Here is an 18,363-nt window from a genome sequence, read left to right as displayed (position 1 = left end):
AACAACGAACAACGAAAAAAATGCCTGAACTGCCGGAAGTAGAAACCTTGCGCCGTTACCTGGAACAAACCAGTCTGCATCAGAAAATTAACGGTTTTACCACCGAAGATCCGAAACGTCAGCTTGCTCTTCCGCCCGAAGAACTCCACGAAGAAATTATGGGCCGGCAAATGGTCAGTACCACCCGCATCGGAAAACATTTACTCGTAGCCTTAGACAACGGAAAAGTGATCAGCCTGCATTTTGGCATGACCGGCGATCTGCATTACTACCGTATCCCGGAAGATGCCCCGCGTTTTGAAAGAGCCACTTTTTACTTCGACAGCGGCTTTAAACTGGCCTTTGTAGATTCCCGGAAATTCGGCCGGATCGGTTTATGGGATAGCGAAGAAGCTTATATAAAAGCCAAAGCCCTCGGCCCCGATGCGCTGGAAATTTCCGCCGATGTATTGCAGAAGGGTTTGCAGAAACGGAAAAGCCCGATCAAACCTGTTTTGCTCGATCAAAAGCTTTTGGCTGGTATCGGCAACTGGCTCGTCGATGAGATCCTGTATCAGGCCGGGATCCATCCGGAAACAATAGCGGGAGAACTAACTTCTTCGCAATTGCAAAACCTGGTAAACGCTATGCAGGAAGTGCTAAAAACTGCTATCGACAAGGAAGCCGTTTACCGCGAACTTCCGGCTACTTTTCTGATCCACGCCCGCGAATGGGACACTTCCCCGCATCCGGAAGAGAATACCCACAAACACTGCTACCGGTGCCAGACCGAAATTTTAAAAACCACCGTTGGCGGCCGGGCTACCTACTTTTGCCCCAGCTGCCAGGTAAAGTAGGTTTATGTTGGCCGAATTGCTTAACTTTAAAGGAAACGGCTGATATAAATCTGAAACAAGTCAAAAACAGAAACAGGCTTTTAATTCGTTTAAAGGAAAGCCAGCTTAGAACCTGAACATAAAATAGGGTGAAGCCTGCAGAACGTTTAGCTTTGCTTTAGTTTTGCAGCCGGAAAGAAAAACAAAACGCAAGTATCAAAGTTAACCGTTGCCCCTTTGCATGAAAGAAAAGATCTACAACGCACTTCCATATTTGGTTTTACTGGCAGGCCTGCTGAATACCGGCTATTTCTGGTATAATTCCAACCGGCTGACCCAGCAAAGGCAGGAGATCGAATTCAATAACCTCACCGCCAATATAAAAGGGCAGATCCAGGACCGTTTGCAGTCGTACGTAGACGAGCTCATCGCCAGTGCGGCTTTCCTGAAAAGTTCGGGAGATGTAAGGCAGGAGGAGTGGGGTATGTTTGTTTCCGCCCTCGAGCTGGATACTTACTATCCGGGTATAAACGGCATCGGATTGGCCGTTCCGGTTTTAAAGCAGGATTCTGCTGCTTTTCTAAAACAGGTCCGTGCAGAAAGCCAGCCGGAATTCAATATTGCCGGTTTCGGCAAAACGCCTCAGGCGCCCGACCTGTTTGTGATCAGGTTTATTGAACCCTTTAAACGGAACCGAAGAGCCCTGGGCTTCGATATGGGTTCGGAACCGATTCGCCGGAAGGCCATGGTGCGGGCCCGCGACCATGATGATCCCGCACTTTCAGGCAAGGTGGAGCTGGTGCAGGACCAGGAGCAATTACCCGGGTTTCTGATCTATGTACCGGTTTTCCGCGACTCCCAAAACGCCCTCACGCCGAAAGGAGAATTCCTGGGCTGGACGTTCGCACCTTTTATTGCCCGTAACTTTATGGGCGGGCTCCGGAACGCAGAGTTAAAGAATTACCGCGAGCTTTTCGAGATAGAGCTTTTCGACAAAGAATCTACCGATCATGAAAATCTGCTTTTCTCCAGCGTCGAAAAGGCTGAATCTAATTCCGACCTTATTTTTACCAATACCTTCCCGGTATATGGCAATACCTGGACCATTCGGCTGACGGCAACTGAAAAATTCCGGCACGCTTACGAAGGGAATCTTTCCCTGGTAATTCTGATTGGGGGTATTGTATTAAGTTTCATGATCTTTTTCCTCCTCCGTTCTTTGGCCGATACCCGCCTGAAAGCCATGCTGCTGGCCGAAAAAATGACCGCCGAGCTACGCGCTCTGAATGCCGACCTGGATAAAAAGGTAGCGGAAAGAACAGAAGAACTGGCCGCGCAAAACGAGAAACTGAACCTGTACACCGAACACCTGAAAAATTCTTACGAAGATCTGGAAGTTAAAGTGAAGTTCCGGAACCTGGAATTGGAAAAGCAATTGCAGGCCCTGAAAGATGAAAACGCCCGGTTAAAAGCAAAAAATGGTTAAACGCCGTCTGTGAGATATTTAGATTTAAATAGCCTTACTCCAAGCCAGCTGTTTGGAACCTGGAAAACGCTTGAGCGGTTCACCGGTCAGAGCGCGGATTCCTTTTTCCACAGCACCAGTACGCTCGACCTGAACCAGGACGGCACTTTTGTTTCCCGGAACGGCAATACCGCCACGGGCCGCTGGGAAATGTTCCGGGAAAACGAGATTATCTACAATCCGCAACTTAACTTCTTCGACGATACTCCGGAACCCCTGAATGCCATTATCACCCGTTTTCGCGAAGACCAGGAGGGGGAAGGCACTACCCAGAAAATGACCCTCTACTTCAGCTCCGGTCTGGAGATCGTTTTCGGACGCACTGTTACCTGACCCAGAATCAGGATTTCCAGGATTTAAAGATTTTCAGGACTATAGAACTTATGGGTTTGGGTTATTTTCCTTCTTTTAAAGAGACGGATTTACTTCATTCTCCTATTCGCAGGTTCAGGTTTGAGCGAAGCGGTAACTTGGACCTATAAATGATCTGAAGTTTGTTACTTCAGTGAGGCGACAGCCTCAGAAACGGTTTCAGAAGTTAATTCTGAGCAGATAATAATTTCGTAAATATCAGAATATGCCAAAGAGAATGACCAATTTATATCAAGTGGGAATTTCCCAATACTTCGGCACAATAAGTAAAAGAAAATAAGCTCAGAATTTAATAAAGGTAAAAAGCTGGCAATACAAAACCGAACCTTTTCAAGCAGAAAAACTACTCAAAGTCAACAAGGTCCTTCGCTATCGCTACCTATGACATAATTAAAAATTGGCAGAACATTACACCCCGGTCTGTGGCGCACAGACCGGAGCACTGGCCGGATGGTAAAGCCGGATTTCAGGCAGCAGAATGGTTGTTGGGGTTTTCACCATAGCCGTCAGGCTAAGCCAATTTATTAGACCATCCCGAGGGAAGCCGAGGGAACTTATAAGGCTAGGGTTTAAAGATCAAGCGGTAAGACAAATCTTGCTACGCTCTTTTTGTCATAGAAGTATGTATAAGTTTCCTCGACGTTGCTCGGAATGACCGGCCTTTTGCTTAACCTGACGGCTATGGTGAAAACACCAACAACGGCTAGCGAAAAGCTAAAAAACTGCTTAACCCCAAGGTCCTTCGCCGGCGCTCAGGATGAGAAATTTGTATACAGCTAAAACGCTAACCTGCCAAACGAAAAAATAAAGCCAAAAAAAAGCCCGGTTGCATGCACAACCGGGCTTCCCTAAAACAACAGGAAGTTTTACAAACTCAGATTACCGGCAATCTCCTTCAAAGCAATCTCCGCTAATTTCGCCTGAAACTGCGCATTGCTGTACCGCACCTGGGCGTTCAGATAATTTAATTGCGCATCGCGGAACTCTACAGGCGTAAGCGTGCCCAAACGGTATTTTTCCAGCGTGATTTCCTGGTTCCTTCTGGCAATTTCCTGGTTATTACGCTCCAGGTTCACCAAAGACAAACTGGTCAGATAGGTCTGGTAGGCAGTAGTTAATTGCGCGTTGATATTCTGGTTTATCCGTTCCTGGTCTATTCTGGCATTTTCGATCTGGATGTTGGCAATTTTCTCGTTACGCCGCTGCAAACCACCGTTAAATAAATTAACCGAAGCCGATAAACCGTAGGTCAGGCCGCGCCCGGTAGATTGCGTGGCAAAACCCAGGGCCGATTCCGAACGGCTGAAATTATAGCCCGTATTCACGCCTACCCTCGGCAAGCGGTTTGCCCGAACCTGTTTCAAATCCAGTTCCGCCACCCGCTTGTTTATCACAGCCGCTTTTAACGAAGGGTTTTGCTGGGCCGCCAGTTCAGATAGGGCCCCTAAGGTTAAGCCGGTATCGATGCTGATCGTTTCGGCCACCCGGAAATCGGTATTTACATCACGGGCCAGGATCTCGTTCAGCAGGGTTTTGGTATTGGCGTAAAGCTCCTGCTGCCGAAGCAAATTGGTCGTATCCGTATTCAAATCTACTTGTGCGTTCAGTACTGCCAGTCGGGCCGCCTTGCCAATAGTGAACCGGTTCTGGGCAATATTCAAGCGCTGCCGCGAAATAGCGATAGCTGTATCGTAAGCCCGGAGCTGCTGCTGTTGCTGCACCAGGTTGAAATACGTGCTCATGACATCGGCCACCCGCGTAAGAACGGTTTGCTGCAGCTCGGTTTCGCTCAGCGCCCGGAATTCCTTTAACTGATCGTAACGGGCAAACATGCCAAAGCCGTCGAAAATGGTCCAGTTAAGACCTACTCCGTAGTTCAGGTTCGAATTGCGGGCATTGTTCCGTTCCCGTACCGAGCCATCGGCCTGGGTTTGGGTGCTGTTCTGGATACCATTGTTGTTGTTCAGCGTTGCATCTACTGTCGGCAGAATCCCGGCATTGGCCAGGCTCACGTTCAGGTCTTCAATTTTAACGTTGTTGGAAGAAAACTTAATGTCGTAGTTTCGTTCCAGGGCAATTTTTACGGCGTCTTCCAGGGTAAGCACTTCCTGAGCTTTGGCTTCGGTAACCGAAAACCAACCGCCCAGGAACAGCACCACCAGGAAAATAAATCTATGCTTCATCTTAAAAATCGTAATGTAAATTAATGGGTGGCTTTCAGGTGGACCTCTCTTTCGTATTCCTCAATATGGTCGAATTCCGGGTGGTGTTTCCGGGCTTTAGACCACATGGCATAAATAGCCGGAATTACGAACAAGGTCAGGATAAGGGAGAACATCGTTCCGCCCACAATCACAATACCCATACCCATACGGCTCTGCGATGCTGCACCCAATGCCATGGCAATTGGCAAGGCACCCAACGCAATGGCCAGACTCGTCATCAGGATCGGTCGCAAACGGGCTTCCGAAGCTTCCATGATCGCTTCCATTTTCGACTTGCCCTGTTCGCGGAGCTGGTTGGCAAATTCCACGATCAGGATACCGTTTTTCGTTACCAGTCCTATGAGCATAATGGTCCCGATCTGGCTGAAAATGTTCCACGTTTGTCCGAACAGCCACAACGAAAGCAAAGCTCCGGCTACCGCCATCGGCACCGTTAAAATAATGATGAGCGGGTCGATAAAGCTTTCGAACTGCGCGGCCAGAATAAGGTAGATCAGGAGCAGGGCCAGACCGAAAGCAAACATGGTATTCGAGCTGCTTTCCACAAAGTCGCGCGATTCCCCGCCCAGGTCGGTAGAGAAGGTATCGTCCAAAACTTTGTCCCGGATCCGGTTCATGGCCTCGATGCCGTCGCCAATGCTTTGGCCCGGCGCTAAGCTGGCCATTACCGTAGCCGACATGTACCGGTTATTGTGGTAAAGCTGCGGCGGCGCACTTCTTTCATCGATCTTCACCAGGTTATCCAATTGAATCAACTGGCCGGTATTGCTCCGCACAAAAAGCGAAGTAAGATCGATCGGGGCATCGCGGTTCGATTCTTCAAACTGACCGATTACCTGGTACTGACGCCCGTTCATGATAAAGTACCCGAAACGCTGTCCGCTCAACGATAATTGCAGGGTTTGGGCTACATCAATAACTGAAACGCCTAAGCTTTGTGCCTTTTCCCGGTCTATAGTAATGTTAATTTCCGGCTTGTTGAATTTCAGGTTCACATCCACCATGCTAAAAGTAGGGTCCTGGTTGGCTTCATCCAGGAACTGCGGGATTTTCTCCTGTAGTTTCTCGAAGTTCGGCGCCTGAATAATGTACTGGATCGGCATCCCGCCGCGGCGGTTTACTGAAATAGTTGGCTGCTGAATTACGGTGGTCCGGGCTTCGGAATAACGTTTGGTCTGTTTGCTCATGTAGTCGGCAATTTCTTTCTGGCTACGTTCCCGCTCCGAAGGGTCTTTCAAAGCCAGACGCACCATCCCGCTGTTCACGGAACCGGCTCCGCCAAAACCAGGCGAAGTAATGACCAGCGCTACCTGTTTTTCCGGCACCGAATCATTCACCAGTTGAGTAATTTCTTTCATGAACCGGTCGGTGTATTCATAAGAAGCGCCTTCCGGAGCCGAAACCTGCAAACGCAACATGCTGCGGTCGTCGTAAGGAGCCGTTTCTTTCTGCAGATTGGTATAGAAAAGCGCGATCATGCCCAGACAAAGCAGCAAAATAGGAGCGCTCAGCCATTTCCGTTTCATAAAACCGGCCAGCGCATTGGCATAACCTTTATTCAGTTTTTCGAAATAAGGCTCGGTCATTTCGTAGAATTTAGACTTGGAATGCCCGCCTTTTTTCATCAGGTAAGCATTCAGCATCGGCGTGAGCGTGAGCGACACGAAGGCCGATATCAGTACGGCTGCCCCGATGACCACCCCGAATTCGCGGAACAAACGCCCTACGAAACCTTCCAGGAAAATTACCGGCAGGAACACCGCGGCCAGCGTAATGGAAATGGAAATTACGGCCAGGAAGATCTCGTTCGAGCCTTTAATAGCCGCTTCGATCGGACTCATGCCTTCTTCCACTTTCTTAAAGATGTTTTCGGTAACCACAATACCATCGTCCACTACCAGACCCGTTGCCAGTACAATGGCCAGCAGCGTGAGCACGTTTACCGAGAACCCGCACAGGTACATGATAAAGAAGGTGGCAATGAGGGAAACCGGAATATCAATAAGCGGACGGAAGGCAATGCTCCAGTCGCGGAAGAAGAGGTAAATGATCAGGATAACGAGTACCAGGGAAATGAGAATGGTTTCGCCTACTTCCACTACCGATTTCTTAATAAAAACGGTATTGTCCATGGCAATGTCCAGCTCCATATCCTTCGGCAGTTCATTTTTTAGTTTTTCGTACTGCTCGTAAAAACGCTCGGCAATTTGCAGGTAATTGGTGCCCGGCTGCGGAATAATGGCCAGACCCACCATCGGGCGACCCGATTCCGTCATTTTCGTTTCCAGGTTTTCCGGCCCGAGTTCGGCTGTTCCCAGATCGCTGAAACGAATAATTTTATCGCCTTCCGATTTTACGATCAGGTTATTGAATTGCTCGGCATTGGTAAGGTTTCCCATGGTTTTTACCACGAGTTCGGTATTGGCGCCGGTCACTTTTCCGGAAGGAAGCTCCACGTTTTCGCGGTTCAGGGCATTGCGCACATCGCTCACGGTTAAGCCGTAGGAAGCCAGTTTAACCGGGTCGAGCCAGAGGCGCATGGCGTAGCGTTTCTGGCCCCAGATCTGCACCGCACTTACGCCCGGAATAGTTTGCAGGCGCTGGGAAATAACGTTTTCGGCGTAATCGCTCAGTTCCAGCTGGCTGCGGGTTTCGCTGCGCACCGTCATGGTAATGATCGATTCGGCATCGGCATCGGCCTTGGAAACCACCGGCGGAGAATCGATGTCTTCGGGTAAGTTGCGGACCGCCTGCGAAACTTTGTCGCGCACGTCGTTAGCCGCTTCTTCCAGGTCTTTTTCCAGGTTGAATTCGATGTTAATGTTGCTCCGGCCCTGGTTACTGGAAGAAGAAATATTCCGGATACCGTCGATCGAGTTGATGGCTTTTTCGAGCGGTTCCGTGATCTGGGATTCAATAATGTCGGCATTAGCACCGGAGTAACTGGTACTTACCGAAACGATGGCCGGGTCGATGGACGGGTATTCGCGCACACCCAGGAACGTGTACCCGATCACCCCGAACAGCATCAGGATCAGGTTGATCACGATGGTGAATACCGGCCGCTTTATACTGGTGGTTGATAAACTCATAGTTTAAATATCTTTATTTAGGCTGCCCGGCAGCAATTTTTACTTTCACCGGGCTTCCTGCTTTCAACGTCATAATTCCGGTAGTCAGCACGGTATCGCCGGCGGCTAAACCTGCGGTAACCAGTACATCTTTTTCCGTGCGGGTAGAAGTTTCGATTTTTACTTCCTTGGCCTTACCGTTTTCGGTTACAAAAACTTTCTTACCGCCCTGAATTGGAATAATGGCTTCGGAAGGAACCAGCAAGGCATTTTCAACTACGCTTAGCGGCAGCTCGATATTGGCGAAGGAACCCGGCAGCAACGTCCCGTCCGGATTTTCGGCCCGGGCCCTTAACTGTAAGGTTCGGGTAGCGGCTTCAATTCCTGGTTCAATGGCGTAAACGGTAGCGGTGTACACTTTACCGGAACCGGCAACCGTAAAGTTTATGGGCGTATTTACTTTTACCTGGTTGGAGTATTTTTCCGGAACCGAGAAAGAAATCTTAACCGGATTCATGTTTACCAGATTGGCCACCACGGTTTGCGGCGTAAGGTAGCCGCCCACCGAAATGGCCCGCAAACCGATGCGGCCGGAAAACGGCGCGCGGATGCTGGTTTTAGCCAGTTGGGCCTGAATAAGTTGGGTTTGCGCCTGCGCCGATTTCAGGTCAGCCCGGGCTACGTCGTATTCTTCCTGGCTGATGGCTTCTTTCTTTAAAAGCAGATTGGCGCGTCTTTCATTTTCGGCAGCCAGGCTCTGTTTGGTTTGGGCTTGGGCGATTTGCGCGCGAAGTTCGGCATCATCAATTTTAAGCAGCACCTGGCCCTTGGAAACGCTGGAGCCTTCCTCGAAAGAAATGCTGCGCACCAGGCCGGAAATCTCGCTTCGGATCTCTACCTGTTCGTTGGCTTCTATGGAACCGGTAACGGCTAATTTGCTGGCGAAGGGCTGCGGCTGCAGCACCACGCCGTTCACGCGCATGGGTGGCATGCCGCCTCCTTTACCACCAGGGCCTTTGCCCGGACCACCGGCACCGCCGCGGCCGCCACCCATTTCTTTCTGAGCTTTATTCTGGGAAATACGGTAATAAACCAATGAGGCAAAGCCAATGATCAGAATGGCGTAAACAATATATTTTATTTTCATATAGTCTGAAGGCGAAAATCTTTCCGGCCATTTTAATCCGGAAATTTAAAAATCAGGCCGCAAAAGCAGCGGATTTAGTTTTTGAAGGTAAACCGGTACGGTTTTAAAATCAGATTACGGCCAGCAAATAAATGGTACTGCAACCTGTACTGCAAAACTGCAATTTAGAAAGGAGCTTGTACAAAACTCCGGAGCACAGTTTTACCGGTTCACCCGAATGGTACAGGGAACCAGAAATTTGTTTTCACTGAAAATAAGGTAGTTTAAAAGGAATTTTAAACGATGGGTGCCGCTGAGGGAGGTGAATCGGTTATAAAATGTCATTGTAGTTTGTTTTTAGTAGTTCGGGTTCAGGTGCTTAAACGGGCAGAACTTAGCCGGTTTTACCGGATTCTTCCGGATTATATCATTAAGTTCGCCTGTCAATATTATACTTCAATTCTCTAAAACACAATTCGGATTCAAATTAGTTTAAACAATTGTTTAATTAACGGCCGTAAAAGGTTGAACTTATATAGCCCCGCCGAATTATTTTTGCCAAATTCCCGTTAGTATTTGGCTTATAGGTAGTTGCATGCAGATCCGAAAAATGGATCTGAAGCTAACCTATTTCAAGCAGAAGCCGGCAGGAAAAACCGTAGCATTTTAAAGTAAAAAACTTAGATTGCCTTCTGCAGCAAAGGTTTAATTTCTATGAAAGAAAAAGAGCGAAATTTTTTTAAGGATGTTTACGAAGTCGTGAAGCTGATCCCAAAAGGCAGGGTTACTTCTTACGGAGCCATTGCCGCCTACCTGGGTTCCAAAGGTTCGGCGCGCATGGTAGGGTGGGCCCTGATCGCAGCGCACCCCATAACCGACGTGCCTGCCTACCGGGTAGTGAACCGCAATGGCCTGCTTACCGGCAAGCAGCATTTCGGCGCACCTGATGCCATGAAAAACTACCTCGAAGCCGAAGGCCTGCAAGTGGAAAACGACCGGATCGTGGATTTTGAAAAGTACTTCTGGGACCCGGCTAAAGAATTGATTTAGAGAAAAGTGCTGTCAGATCGAACTGAAAAAACTTTAATTCAATTTTAGTGCACCTATTTTTACTTCCCGCGGTTAAGCAGTATCTTTGTAAGGTTTAACTATTTCATACTGCATGAAAAAAATTCTATCCGCATTATTTGTGCTGTCTTTTATGGCACAGGCGGCAATGGCCCAATCCTTCGCGATAAAGGGTAAATTACTGGATAGCAGCACCGGAGAAGCCCTGATCGGAGCCAGCATCCAGGCCAAAAGCGGCGAAACAAGCGTAGGCGCCATGACGGACCTGGACGGAAATTACAAAATCTCCAACCTCAAGCCAGGCACTTACAGCTTAATTGCTACCTACATTGGCTACGTTACCTTAACGCAAAGAGTAACCATTTCCGATAAAGACATTTCCATGAACCTGCGCCTGCAGGAAGACAATGCCATTCTGAATGAAGTAGAAGTAGTGGCCGACGTAGCCGTAGAACGCGAAACCCCGGTGGCATTCTCAGCAATTAAAGAATCTACCATTCGGGAAAGCTTAGCCGGCCGGGACCTTCCGCTTATTCTGAATGAAACACCTGGGGTTTATGCGAACTCGGCTGGTGGTGGAGCCGGGGATGCGGAAATCAGCATTCGGGGCTTTAGTGCTAATAATGTGGCTGTAATGGTAAACGGGGTGCCTGTTAACGATATGGAAAACGGGCGCGTGTACTGGTCTAACTGGGACCTGGGCGATGTAACCAAATCCATTCAGGTGCAGCGCGGCTTAAGCGCTTCTAAACTGGCAACGCCTTCTGTTGGTGGAACTATGAACGTAATTACCCGCGGCTTTGATAGCAAACGGGCTGTAATTGCCCGCCAGGAAATAGGTTCTAACAATTATACCAAAACATCTTTAATGCTTTCGAGCGGACAGCTGAAAGGGGACTGGAACATTACTGTTTTCGGTTCACGCCGGAAAGGCGATGGCTGGGTAGAAGGTACCTTCGATGATGCCTATACTTACTTTGCGAATATCAGTAAAAGATTTGGCTCCCATACGTTGTCGTTAACCGGCTTAGGCTCTCCTCAAACCCACGGACAGCGTTCCTATCATAACAGTTTGTATAAATTAAGGGATTTCAGTACTGAAAAAGCGAAAGAGCTTGGCGCTACGAACCTGTATAATACTACAACGGGCGAAGTAACCGGTAATTATGGCTTTGATTATAATGCTGATTATGGTAAACTAGACCGCTTTACAGTTTCCGGCAACGATACTACTCACAACCGGGAGAAATTTAACAGCCAGCAGAATTTTTATCATAAGCCCCAGGTAAACCTGAACCACTTCTGGACCATTTCAGATAAATTATTCCTGTCGAATGTGGTTTATGCTTCCATTGGTAATGGTGGCGGTTCATTTCTTAGCTCAAGCAGTGTCGGGAATGATGGGCATACTAATTTTCAGTCCATTTACAATAAGAACTACACAGAAAAGCTGGCTACCAATATCCTGAGAAGCTCAATTAACAACCATCGCTGGTATGGTTTTATTTCGGGCCTGGACTATCGGATGAACGATAATACAACGATCTCACTCGGGGTGGATGGCCGGTCTTATAAAGGCGAACATTATGTGGAAGTTACCGACCTGTTAGGCGGCGAATATACAACTACCAAGGCAATTGGCCAGGCAGGTACCAGCGCTAACCTTGATGAGAACAAAAGGCTTTACAAAGGCGATCAGTACGGCAATACTTACGATGGCATTGTAAAATCCATTGGAGGGTTCGCAATGGCGGAGTATAAATCGAATGTGATTTCTGCCTTTTTAAGCGGAACCATTTCGCAGACGTATTACAACCGGTTAAACTATTCCAGAGCCAAGATTTATAATGTTAATGGGCAGGAAGTTGGCATAGCCTACAATCGCACGGTACTAAACAACGGTATTAATTACACGCCAGCCGATTACATTATTGTAAAAACAATTGCCAAGCCAGGCAGACCAAGCGTTGATACTACCTTAAGCCTGAATACCAATTCTCCGGTACTTTATAATACGCGGTCTTATCAGCAGGTAGCAGGAGAAGGCAAACTGTATGAAAGCGACCCAATTAAAAAGATCGGCTATTCGGTTAAAGGAGGTTTGAATTATAACCTGAACGAATTCAATAATATTTTCTTCAATGCCGGTTTTATAAGCCGTCCCCCATTCATTGATTTTATTTTCTCCCGCAGCGCCGGGGAAATAATTCCGAATGCCAATAATGAAAAAGTAATGTCTTTTGAATTAGGGTACGGAATAAACCATGGCAACTTCAAGGCAAATTTAAATGCCTACCATTCCACCTGGATGGATAAATCCAGCACGGTTTCCATGCCAAGAACCGACGGCAGAGAAGGTAATATATCTTTCAACGTAAGCGGTATGGATGCCCGGCACATAGGAGTGGAGCTGGAATTAGCCCAAAGCATCAGCAGCAAAATCGATTTGAATGCTGCCATTTCGCTGGGTGACTGGCGGTGGACATCCAGTGGAATTGCGCGCGGATTTGACGACGATGGTACGGAACTGCCAACTTTCGAACTGAATGCTAAAGATGTTCATGTTGGCGGATCAGCGCAAAATCAATTCATGTTGGGTTTCCGCTACGAGCCTTTCCAGGGTTTTTACATCCGTCCTACTTACCTTATGTTTGCCAAAAACTATGCTAACTTCGATCCGGCCACACTGAAGGCGGCGGTACCGCAGGATTCATACCGTTTGCCAACCAGCCGGAACGTAGACCTTCACACCGGTTATTCATTCAAATTCTACAAAGATTATAAACTCAGCCTGAATGGTTCTATTCTTAACCTACTGAATGAATACTACATTATGAACGTAAATACCAGCTCTACACCTTCAGATCCTTCTACTCTGGAAGCGTTCTTCAACCGTGGCCGCACCTATACGTTAGGCGCTTCGGTTTCTTTCTAAGGAATTCAAACGCTATAGTTTTTAACAAAAAAGCCCCGCCGCAAGCGGGGCTTTTTTGTTTGCCGGCTTTCCTGAAATCAGTAGCACCCGGAACGGAAAATCAGATGTCTGAAAGAGAACACTTGTGTCCGGAAACAGGCGAAATAAAGGAATTAAGGCGGGTATGATACTATTTTTAAATTTTATGCCTAAATTTTCAGCCTTAAACCTACTTTCTATGAAGAAGACCTCACTAATTCCGTTATCGGTAGCGCTTGCCGGCTTGCTGATGACGCAGTGTAAAGCGCCGGAAGCGCAGCAGAAAACCACAGCTACGGTAACCACCCCGGCAGCACCGGCACCGGTTACCAAGGGCATCGGCATCGATATCCCGAACATCGACAAATCGGTTTCGCCGTGTGAAGATTTTTACCTGTATGCAAACGGCAACTGGATCAAGAATAACCCGGTACCGGCAACTGAAAGCAGCTGGAGCAGTTTTAACGAAGTGGCCGAACGGAACAATGCCATTTTGCGGGAACTCCTGACCAATTCTGCTGCCACGCAGGGCGCTGCCAAGGGAAGCAACGCGCAGAAAGTAGGCGATTATTTTTATTCCGGCATGGATTCCGTTGGAATTGAGAACGCCGGCCTTGCGCCGATCAAGCCTGAGTTCGACCGCCTGAATGCCGTGAAGGACATGAAAGGTTTGTTGCCTGTACTGGCGCAGCACCAAATGTATGGCTTCAACCCCATGTTCTCGGTGTATGTAGGGCAGGACGATAAAATCAGCACGCAGTACGCCATTTTTGTAAACCAGGGCGGAACGGGTTTACCGGACCGCGATTACTACCTGAAAGACGACAAACGTTCGCAGATGATCCGGACGGAGTACCTGAATTACCTGCGCAACATGTTCACCCTGCTGGGCGATACCGAAAAGCAGGCTATGGCGAATGCGGCTAAGGTAATGGCCATTGAAACCCGTCTGGCTAAAGCTTCCAAGTCCAGAGTAGAGCTTCGCGATCCGTATGCGAACTACAATAAAATGTCGGTGCAGGAATTCCAGAAGCTAATGCCTAACCTGAACGTGAATGCCTGGCTTACGAACATGAAACTGGGCAACGCAAAGGAAATTATTGTAGGCCAGCCCGCTTTCTTCAAAGAGCTGAACAGCATGCTGAAATCGGTGCCGGTGGCGGACTGGAAAACCTACATGCGTTTGCGGATGGCTTCTTCCCTGGCCAACTCTCTGCCTAATGCTTTTGTGCAGGCAAACTTTAATTTCTACAGCAAAGTCCTGAGCGGCGCCAAAAAAATGCAGCCTCGCTGGAAGCGCATGGCCCGTTCCACCGATAATGCCCTCGGCGAAGCGCTGGGCCAGTTGTACGTAGAGAAAACCTTCTCGCCGGAAGCCAAAGCCAAAGCCCTGACCATGATCAAGAACCTGCAGGCCGCTTTCCAGGAACATGTGAAAAATCTGGACTGGATGAGCGAAGCAACGAAGGAGATGGCCATGAAAAAGCTAGATGCCTTCGCGATTAAGATCGGATATCCGGATAAGTGGAAAGATTACAGCACGTTTGACGTAAACCGCGGACCTTTTGTAGCCAATGTGTTGCGTTCCCGCCAGTTTTCTTACAACGACATGGCCTCCAAGTTCGGCAAACCGTTAGACCGCAACGAGTGGCACATGTCCCCGCCAACGGTCAATGCCTATTACAATCCGTCTATGAACGAGATCGTGTTCCCGGCCGGTATCCTGCAGCCGCCGTTCTTCGATCCTAAAGCCGACGACGCTGTGAATTATGGCGGTATGGGCGCGGTAATTGGTCACGAACTAACCCACGGTTTCGACGATCAGGGCCGGCAATACGATGCTGAAGGAAACCTGAAGGACTGGTGGACGAAAGAGGATGCCGAACGTTTTGCCAAGCATACCGAAATGGTAGACAAGCAATACAGCGCGTACCAGCCCCTTGACAGCGTATTTATTAACGGTCAGCTGACCATGGGCGAAAACATTGCCGATATTGGCGGGTTGAATATTGCCTTTACCGCATTGCAGAAAGCCAACGCCGGCAAAACCGATCCGAAATACGATGGCTTTACCCAGGAGCAGCGTTTCTTCCTGGCCTGGGCCCAGAACTGGCGGATAAACGCCACCGATGAATATCTCCATCAGCAGGTACAGACCGACCCGCATTCGCCGGGCAAATTCCGCTGCAACGGCCCATTATCCAACATGCCGCAATTCTACAAAGCATTCAACTGCAAAGAAGGCGATAAAATGGTGCGTCCGGAAAGTGAGCGGATCCGCATCTGGTAACTGAAAACGGTACCGTTTCAAACAAAAAAGAGGAGTCGAAAGGCTCCTCTTTTTTGTTTTCCTGGCGCAAGTGTTAAGCGAAAGCGAAACTTGGGCCTGACAGGAGGAAGTCCAAGCTTATATGCATGAGAACCAGACGAACTTATTCAAAAAGCCCTCCCCTGAATTAGGGGAGGGTTGGGTGGGGCCAATGCACGCAAGTCTGGAGACTTGCCCTTGTCTTTTAAGCCCAAGTGACGCTTTCGCTTAACACTTGCGCCAGATAGCGGAAATAAAAAAAGCTACCTGCTTTAAGCAATACTTAATGCAGGTAGCCTTCTGAAAATGGTAGCTTAATCAGCCGAAAAACTGAATTACCCAAAAAACTGCCGGCATTCAAAAATCAGTCTGTTCAGGGATACTTTTTCCAGCGGATGAATGGTATGCGGCATTACCAGCAACGCGCCATTTTTCAGGCTTTTGGCAACGGCAGCCGTTTCCTCTAACGAAACCATCGTATCGCGGTCGCCTACGCTTATCAGTACCGGAGGTTCAATTTGGGCAAGGTCATCTTCCGAAAGGGCTTTTTGTTTTCCCAGTTCCTGCATCATTTCGGCGGTTTTCCGGAGCACGTTTTTCCAGTAATGTGCCCCATGGCGGCTGGCCAGTTCTTCGGCAAACATCGGAACTTTCGCTTCAATCTTTTCCGGGTCCAGGAGCTTGGTTTCCTTTTCCGCCGAAGCTTCGTTCCAGTCGAATTTGGTAGCCAGGGTGAAAATGCATCTTACTTTTCCGGGATATTTCGAAGCCAGGTACAATGCCACGTAACCGCCCATGCTATAGCCAAAGATCGAGATCCGGTCTATTTGGTTTGCTTCGAGCCAGGCCTTTACCTGTTCGGCAAAATCCTGAATTCGGAAAGGTTGATCCGTAAACGTTTCCGTGCCATGGCCATAGAAATCCAGCGTATGCACTTCGTAAGAATCGGCTAAGGCTTCTTTTAATTTTTCGAACTGGGCCTGACAACCCAACGCGCCGTGAAGTAAAAGTAGTTTTTCCATCCGGTAAGATAGCAATTTTAAAATAAACGGCCGGTGCTGCCCGGGTTATCCGAAGCAGGTTTGGTAGGGGCGTTGCATTCAATATCGTCGAAAACCTGGTTAATGGCTTCTTCGGCGGTGCGTAGTTTCTGCTTGCAGATCTTGATCAGCTCCGAAGAGCGCTGCACTTTCTGCGTGAGTTCGTCTACATCTACGGCATCGGTTTCTATGGCTTTCAGGATGGCTTCCAGTTCCTGCGTAGCTTCTTTATAGGTTAAGTTCTGGTTCATAAGATCGTTAGGTTGGTAATGGTACTTTCGGCGCCGCCGTCGGCAAAATAAGTTTGAATTACGGCACCGGGTTGCAGGTCTTTGGCGCTTCGCACCAGCTTGCCGTTCACGTAAGTGAGCGTGTAGCCACGGAGCAGCATTTGTTCCGGGTCGCGGCTTTTTACCTGCATTTCGGTAAGCTGCAAACGGTATTCTTTTTCGCGGCAAAACTTCTGGGCGGCCGTTAACAGTTTGCTTGGGAAGAGCTGGAAACGGAGTTTCTTATTTGAAATATTATTCCGGGCCGCTGTGCTTAAACAGTAAATGGTGTGCGCCAGCGACTGTTCTTTTTGCTGCAGACTCTGACGGCTTTGGGTTTCCAGCTTGCCGGTTTGCTGCACCAGTTTCTGAGATGCGTTATCCAGTATTTTCCGGGTGAAATTGATCAGGTTCAGTTCGTGGCAGCTTAGATATTTGTCCTGTTCGTTCAGGTATTTTTTCGGCTTTACCGACAGGCTCCGCACCAGGCATTCGAGTTTGTAATCCTGCTGCTTCAGAAACCGGTTAGTGCTCTGCGATAACGTTAACAGCTGGTTTTCCAGGACAGCAGTTTTGCGTTTTACAATGGCAGCGGCCAGGTCCTTCAGGTCTTCGTAAATGCTATCCAGTTCGCCTTCAAAAGTAAGGAACAGGTCTATCAGGAAAGCGGCTACCGCGGTAGGGGTTTTCAGTTTGGTGTGCGCCACCAGGTCGGCAATGGTTTCGTCGCGCTCGTGGCCGATACCCGTAAGCACCGGCAGCGGGAAATTACCGATGGCGGCGGCCAGTTCATAATCATCGAAGCACAGCAGGTCGGTTTGCGCGCCGCCGCCGCGGATCAGCACCACGGCATCGAATTTCGTTTGCTGCCGCTCTATCAGCCGAAACGCCTGCATTACAGAGGCGGCCGCTTCGTTGCCCTGCACACTGGCTTCGAACAGCGTGGTTTTAAAATGGTAGCCGTAGGGGTTCAGGTTCAGCTGGTTCATGAAATCGCCGTAACCGGCGGCCGTGGCCGAAGAAATGACCGCGATGCGTTGCGGAACTTCCGGCAGGAAACGTTTTTTGTTTTTTTCGAGCAGGCCGTTGGCTTCCAGTTTGTTCAGGGTTTCCTGCCGTTGCCGCGCGAGATCGCCGATCGTGTAATTCGGATCGATGTCCAGGATGTCGAGGTTGAAACCGTAAAGTTCATGGAACCGCACGCTGGCGTTGAACAGGATCTTGAGGCCGCTCCGGAGTTTATGGCCGGTTTGGGCTTCGAAATAAGTGCTGATCTCGCGGTAATTCTGTTTCCAGATGGTGCCGCGGGCCTGGGCAATTAAGTTGTTCTGGTTGCGCTTGTCTTTTTCGGTAAGGGTGAGGTAGCCATGGCCGCTGTGGTGCACGCGTACTTCCGAAATTTCGGCCACCACCCAATAAGAAGCCGGGAACGCATTCTCGATGGCTTCGCGCAGCCGGTTGTGCAGCTGAAAAAGGGTTAAAGGCTGACTGGCGCGGGTACTGTACGATACCTCGTTGTATGTTATTTTTGTAAATAAACCCATGCTGCCTGCCTCCTGATTTTTGCAAAGCTAAGTTAGAAAATTTATGT

12 protein-coding genes are annotated in these 18,363 nt (G+C 48.8%); 6 read left to right on the top strand and 6 right to left on the bottom strand.

Going from position 1 to position 18,363, the window contains the following annotated elements; translation table 11 throughout:
- Window positions 1-20: 20 nt before the first annotated feature.
- From mutM to F0P94_RS04515, 3 genes are all read left to right on the top strand, one after another.
- Window positions 21-836, top strand: coding sequence for a DNA-formamidopyrimidine glycosylase (gene mutM, locus F0P94_RS04525; protein WP_150902624.1), 816 nt, complete (start codon window positions 21-23; stop codon window positions 834-836).
- Between the two features lie 220 nt (window positions 837-1,056).
- Window positions 1,057-2,301 (top strand): CHASE domain-containing protein, encoded by a 1,245-nt coding sequence (locus tag F0P94_RS04520; RefSeq protein WP_150902623.1) that lies wholly within the window; start codon window positions 1,057-1,059, stop codon window positions 2,299-2,301.
- Window positions 2,302-2,310: 9 nt separating this feature from the next.
- Complete coding sequence (locus F0P94_RS04515; RefSeq protein ID WP_150902622.1) at window positions 2,311-2,673, top strand: hypothetical protein; 363 nt, start codon at window positions 2,311-2,313, stop codon at window positions 2,671-2,673.
- Window positions 2,674-3,578: 905 nt separating this feature from the next.
- Here the strand turns inward: F0P94_RS04515 and F0P94_RS04510 are convergent.
- From F0P94_RS04510 to F0P94_RS04500, 3 genes are read right to left on the bottom strand one after another with little or no spacing between them, the layout of a single operon-like run.
- Window positions 3,579-4,895 (bottom strand): TolC family protein, encoded by a 1,317-nt coding sequence (locus F0P94_RS04510; RefSeq protein WP_150902621.1) that lies wholly within the window; start codon window positions 4,893-4,895, stop codon window positions 3,579-3,581.
- A 20-nt stretch (window positions 4,896-4,915) separates the two neighbouring features.
- On the bottom strand, window positions 4,916-8,029 hold the full coding sequence (locus F0P94_RS04505; protein WP_150902620.1) for an efflux RND transporter permease subunit: 3,114 nt from the start codon (window positions 8,027-8,029) through the stop codon (window positions 4,916-4,918).
- Window positions 8,030-8,042: 13 nt separating this feature from the next.
- Window positions 8,043-9,155: an efflux RND transporter periplasmic adaptor subunit gene (locus tag F0P94_RS04500; protein WP_150902619.1), complete on the bottom strand. Its 1,113-nt coding sequence runs from the start codon at window positions 9,153-9,155 to the stop codon at window positions 8,043-8,045.
- Between the two features lie 693 nt (window positions 9,156-9,848).
- On the opposite strand from F0P94_RS04500, the gene F0P94_RS04495 reads away from it, so the two are divergent.
- The 3 genes from F0P94_RS04495 to F0P94_RS04485 all read left to right on the top strand — a co-directional run bounded on the left by F0P94_RS04495 (window position 9,849) and on the right by F0P94_RS04485 (window position 15,445).
- Window positions 9,849-10,184 carry an MGMT family protein gene (locus F0P94_RS04495; RefSeq protein ID WP_150902618.1) on the top strand — a complete coding sequence of 112 codons (336 nt, stop codon included), beginning with the start codon at window positions 9,849-9,851 and terminating at the stop codon, window positions 10,182-10,184.
- 112 nt (window positions 10,185-10,296) lie between these two features.
- The gene (locus tag F0P94_RS04490) at window positions 10,297-13,137 is read left to right on the top strand and encodes a TonB-dependent receptor (protein WP_150902617.1); all 2,841 of its coding nucleotides are present in this window, start codon (window positions 10,297-10,299) and stop codon (window positions 13,135-13,137) included.
- 217 nt (window positions 13,138-13,354) lie between these two features.
- Window positions 13,355-15,445, top strand: a complete 2,091-nt coding sequence (locus F0P94_RS04485) for a M13 family metallopeptidase (protein WP_225307119.1) — start codon at window positions 13,355-13,357, stop codon at window positions 15,443-15,445.
- 353 nt (window positions 15,446-15,798) lie between these two features.
- On the opposite strand, the gene F0P94_RS04480 is transcribed toward F0P94_RS04485, so the two are convergent.
- From F0P94_RS04480 to xseA, 3 genes are read right to left on the bottom strand one after another with little or no spacing between them, the layout of a single operon-like run.
- Complete coding sequence (locus F0P94_RS04480; RefSeq protein WP_150902616.1) at window positions 15,799-16,485, bottom strand: alpha/beta fold hydrolase; 687 nt, start codon at window positions 16,483-16,485, stop codon at window positions 15,799-15,801.
- A gap of 17 nt (window positions 16,486-16,502) precedes the next feature.
- Window positions 16,503-16,754: an exodeoxyribonuclease VII small subunit gene (xseB, locus tag F0P94_RS04475; RefSeq protein ID WP_150902615.1), complete on the bottom strand. Its 252-nt coding sequence runs from the start codon at window positions 16,752-16,754 to the stop codon at window positions 16,503-16,505.
- The gene (gene xseA, locus F0P94_RS04470; RefSeq protein WP_150902614.1) at window positions 16,751-18,316 is read right to left on the bottom strand and encodes an exodeoxyribonuclease VII large subunit; all 1,566 of its coding nucleotides are present in this window, start codon (window positions 18,314-18,316) and stop codon (window positions 16,751-16,753) included. Before xseA ends, xseB begins: the two co-directional genes overlap by 4 nt.
- Window positions 18,317-18,363 lie beyond the last annotated feature (47 nt).

The organism is Adhaeribacter soli (assembly GCF_008727925.1).
GTDB classification, from domain to species: domain Bacteria; phylum Bacteroidota; class Bacteroidia; order Cytophagales; family Hymenobacteraceae; genus Adhaeribacter_A; species Adhaeribacter_A soli.
Note: the sequence above shows the minus strand (reverse complement) of the source record. Positions and strands in the feature narration are given on the sequence as shown.

Coding starts and splice junctions, on each gene's coding strand:
- xseB (WP_150902615.1), bottom strand. CDS start 16,754: ATGAACCAGAACTTAACCTATAAAGAAGCTACGCAGGAACTGGAAGCC.
- F0P94_RS04505 (WP_150902620.1), bottom strand. CDS start 8,029: ATGAGTTTATCAACCACCAGTATAAAGCGGCCGGTATTCACCATCGTG.
- F0P94_RS04500 (WP_150902619.1), bottom strand. CDS start 9,155: ATGAAAATAAAATATATTGTTTACGCCATTCTGATCATTGGCTTTGCC.
- F0P94_RS04490 (WP_150902617.1), top strand. CDS start 10,297: ATGAAAAAAATTCTATCCGCATTATTTGTGCTGTCTTTTATGGCACAG.
- F0P94_RS04495 (WP_150902618.1), top strand. CDS start 9,849: ATGAAAGAAAAAGAGCGAAATTTTTTTAAGGATGTTTACGAAGTCGTG.
- F0P94_RS04480 (WP_150902616.1), bottom strand. CDS start 16,485: ATGGAAAAACTACTTTTACTTCACGGCGCGTTGGGTTGTCAGGCCCAG.
- mutM (WP_150902624.1), top strand. CDS start 21: ATGCCTGAACTGCCGGAAGTAGAAACCTTGCGCCGTTACCTGGAACAA.
- F0P94_RS04520 (WP_150902623.1), top strand. CDS start 1,057: ATGAAAGAAAAGATCTACAACGCACTTCCATATTTGGTTTTACTGGCA.
- F0P94_RS04485 (WP_225307119.1), top strand. CDS start 13,355: ATGAAGAAGACCTCACTAATTCCGTTATCGGTAGCGCTTGCCGGCTTG.
- xseA (WP_150902614.1), bottom strand. CDS start 18,316: ATGGGTTTATTTACAAAAATAACATACAACGAGGTATCGTACAGTACC.
- F0P94_RS04510 (WP_150902621.1), bottom strand. CDS start 4,895: ATGAAGCATAGATTTATTTTCCTGGTGGTGCTGTTCCTGGGCGGTTGG.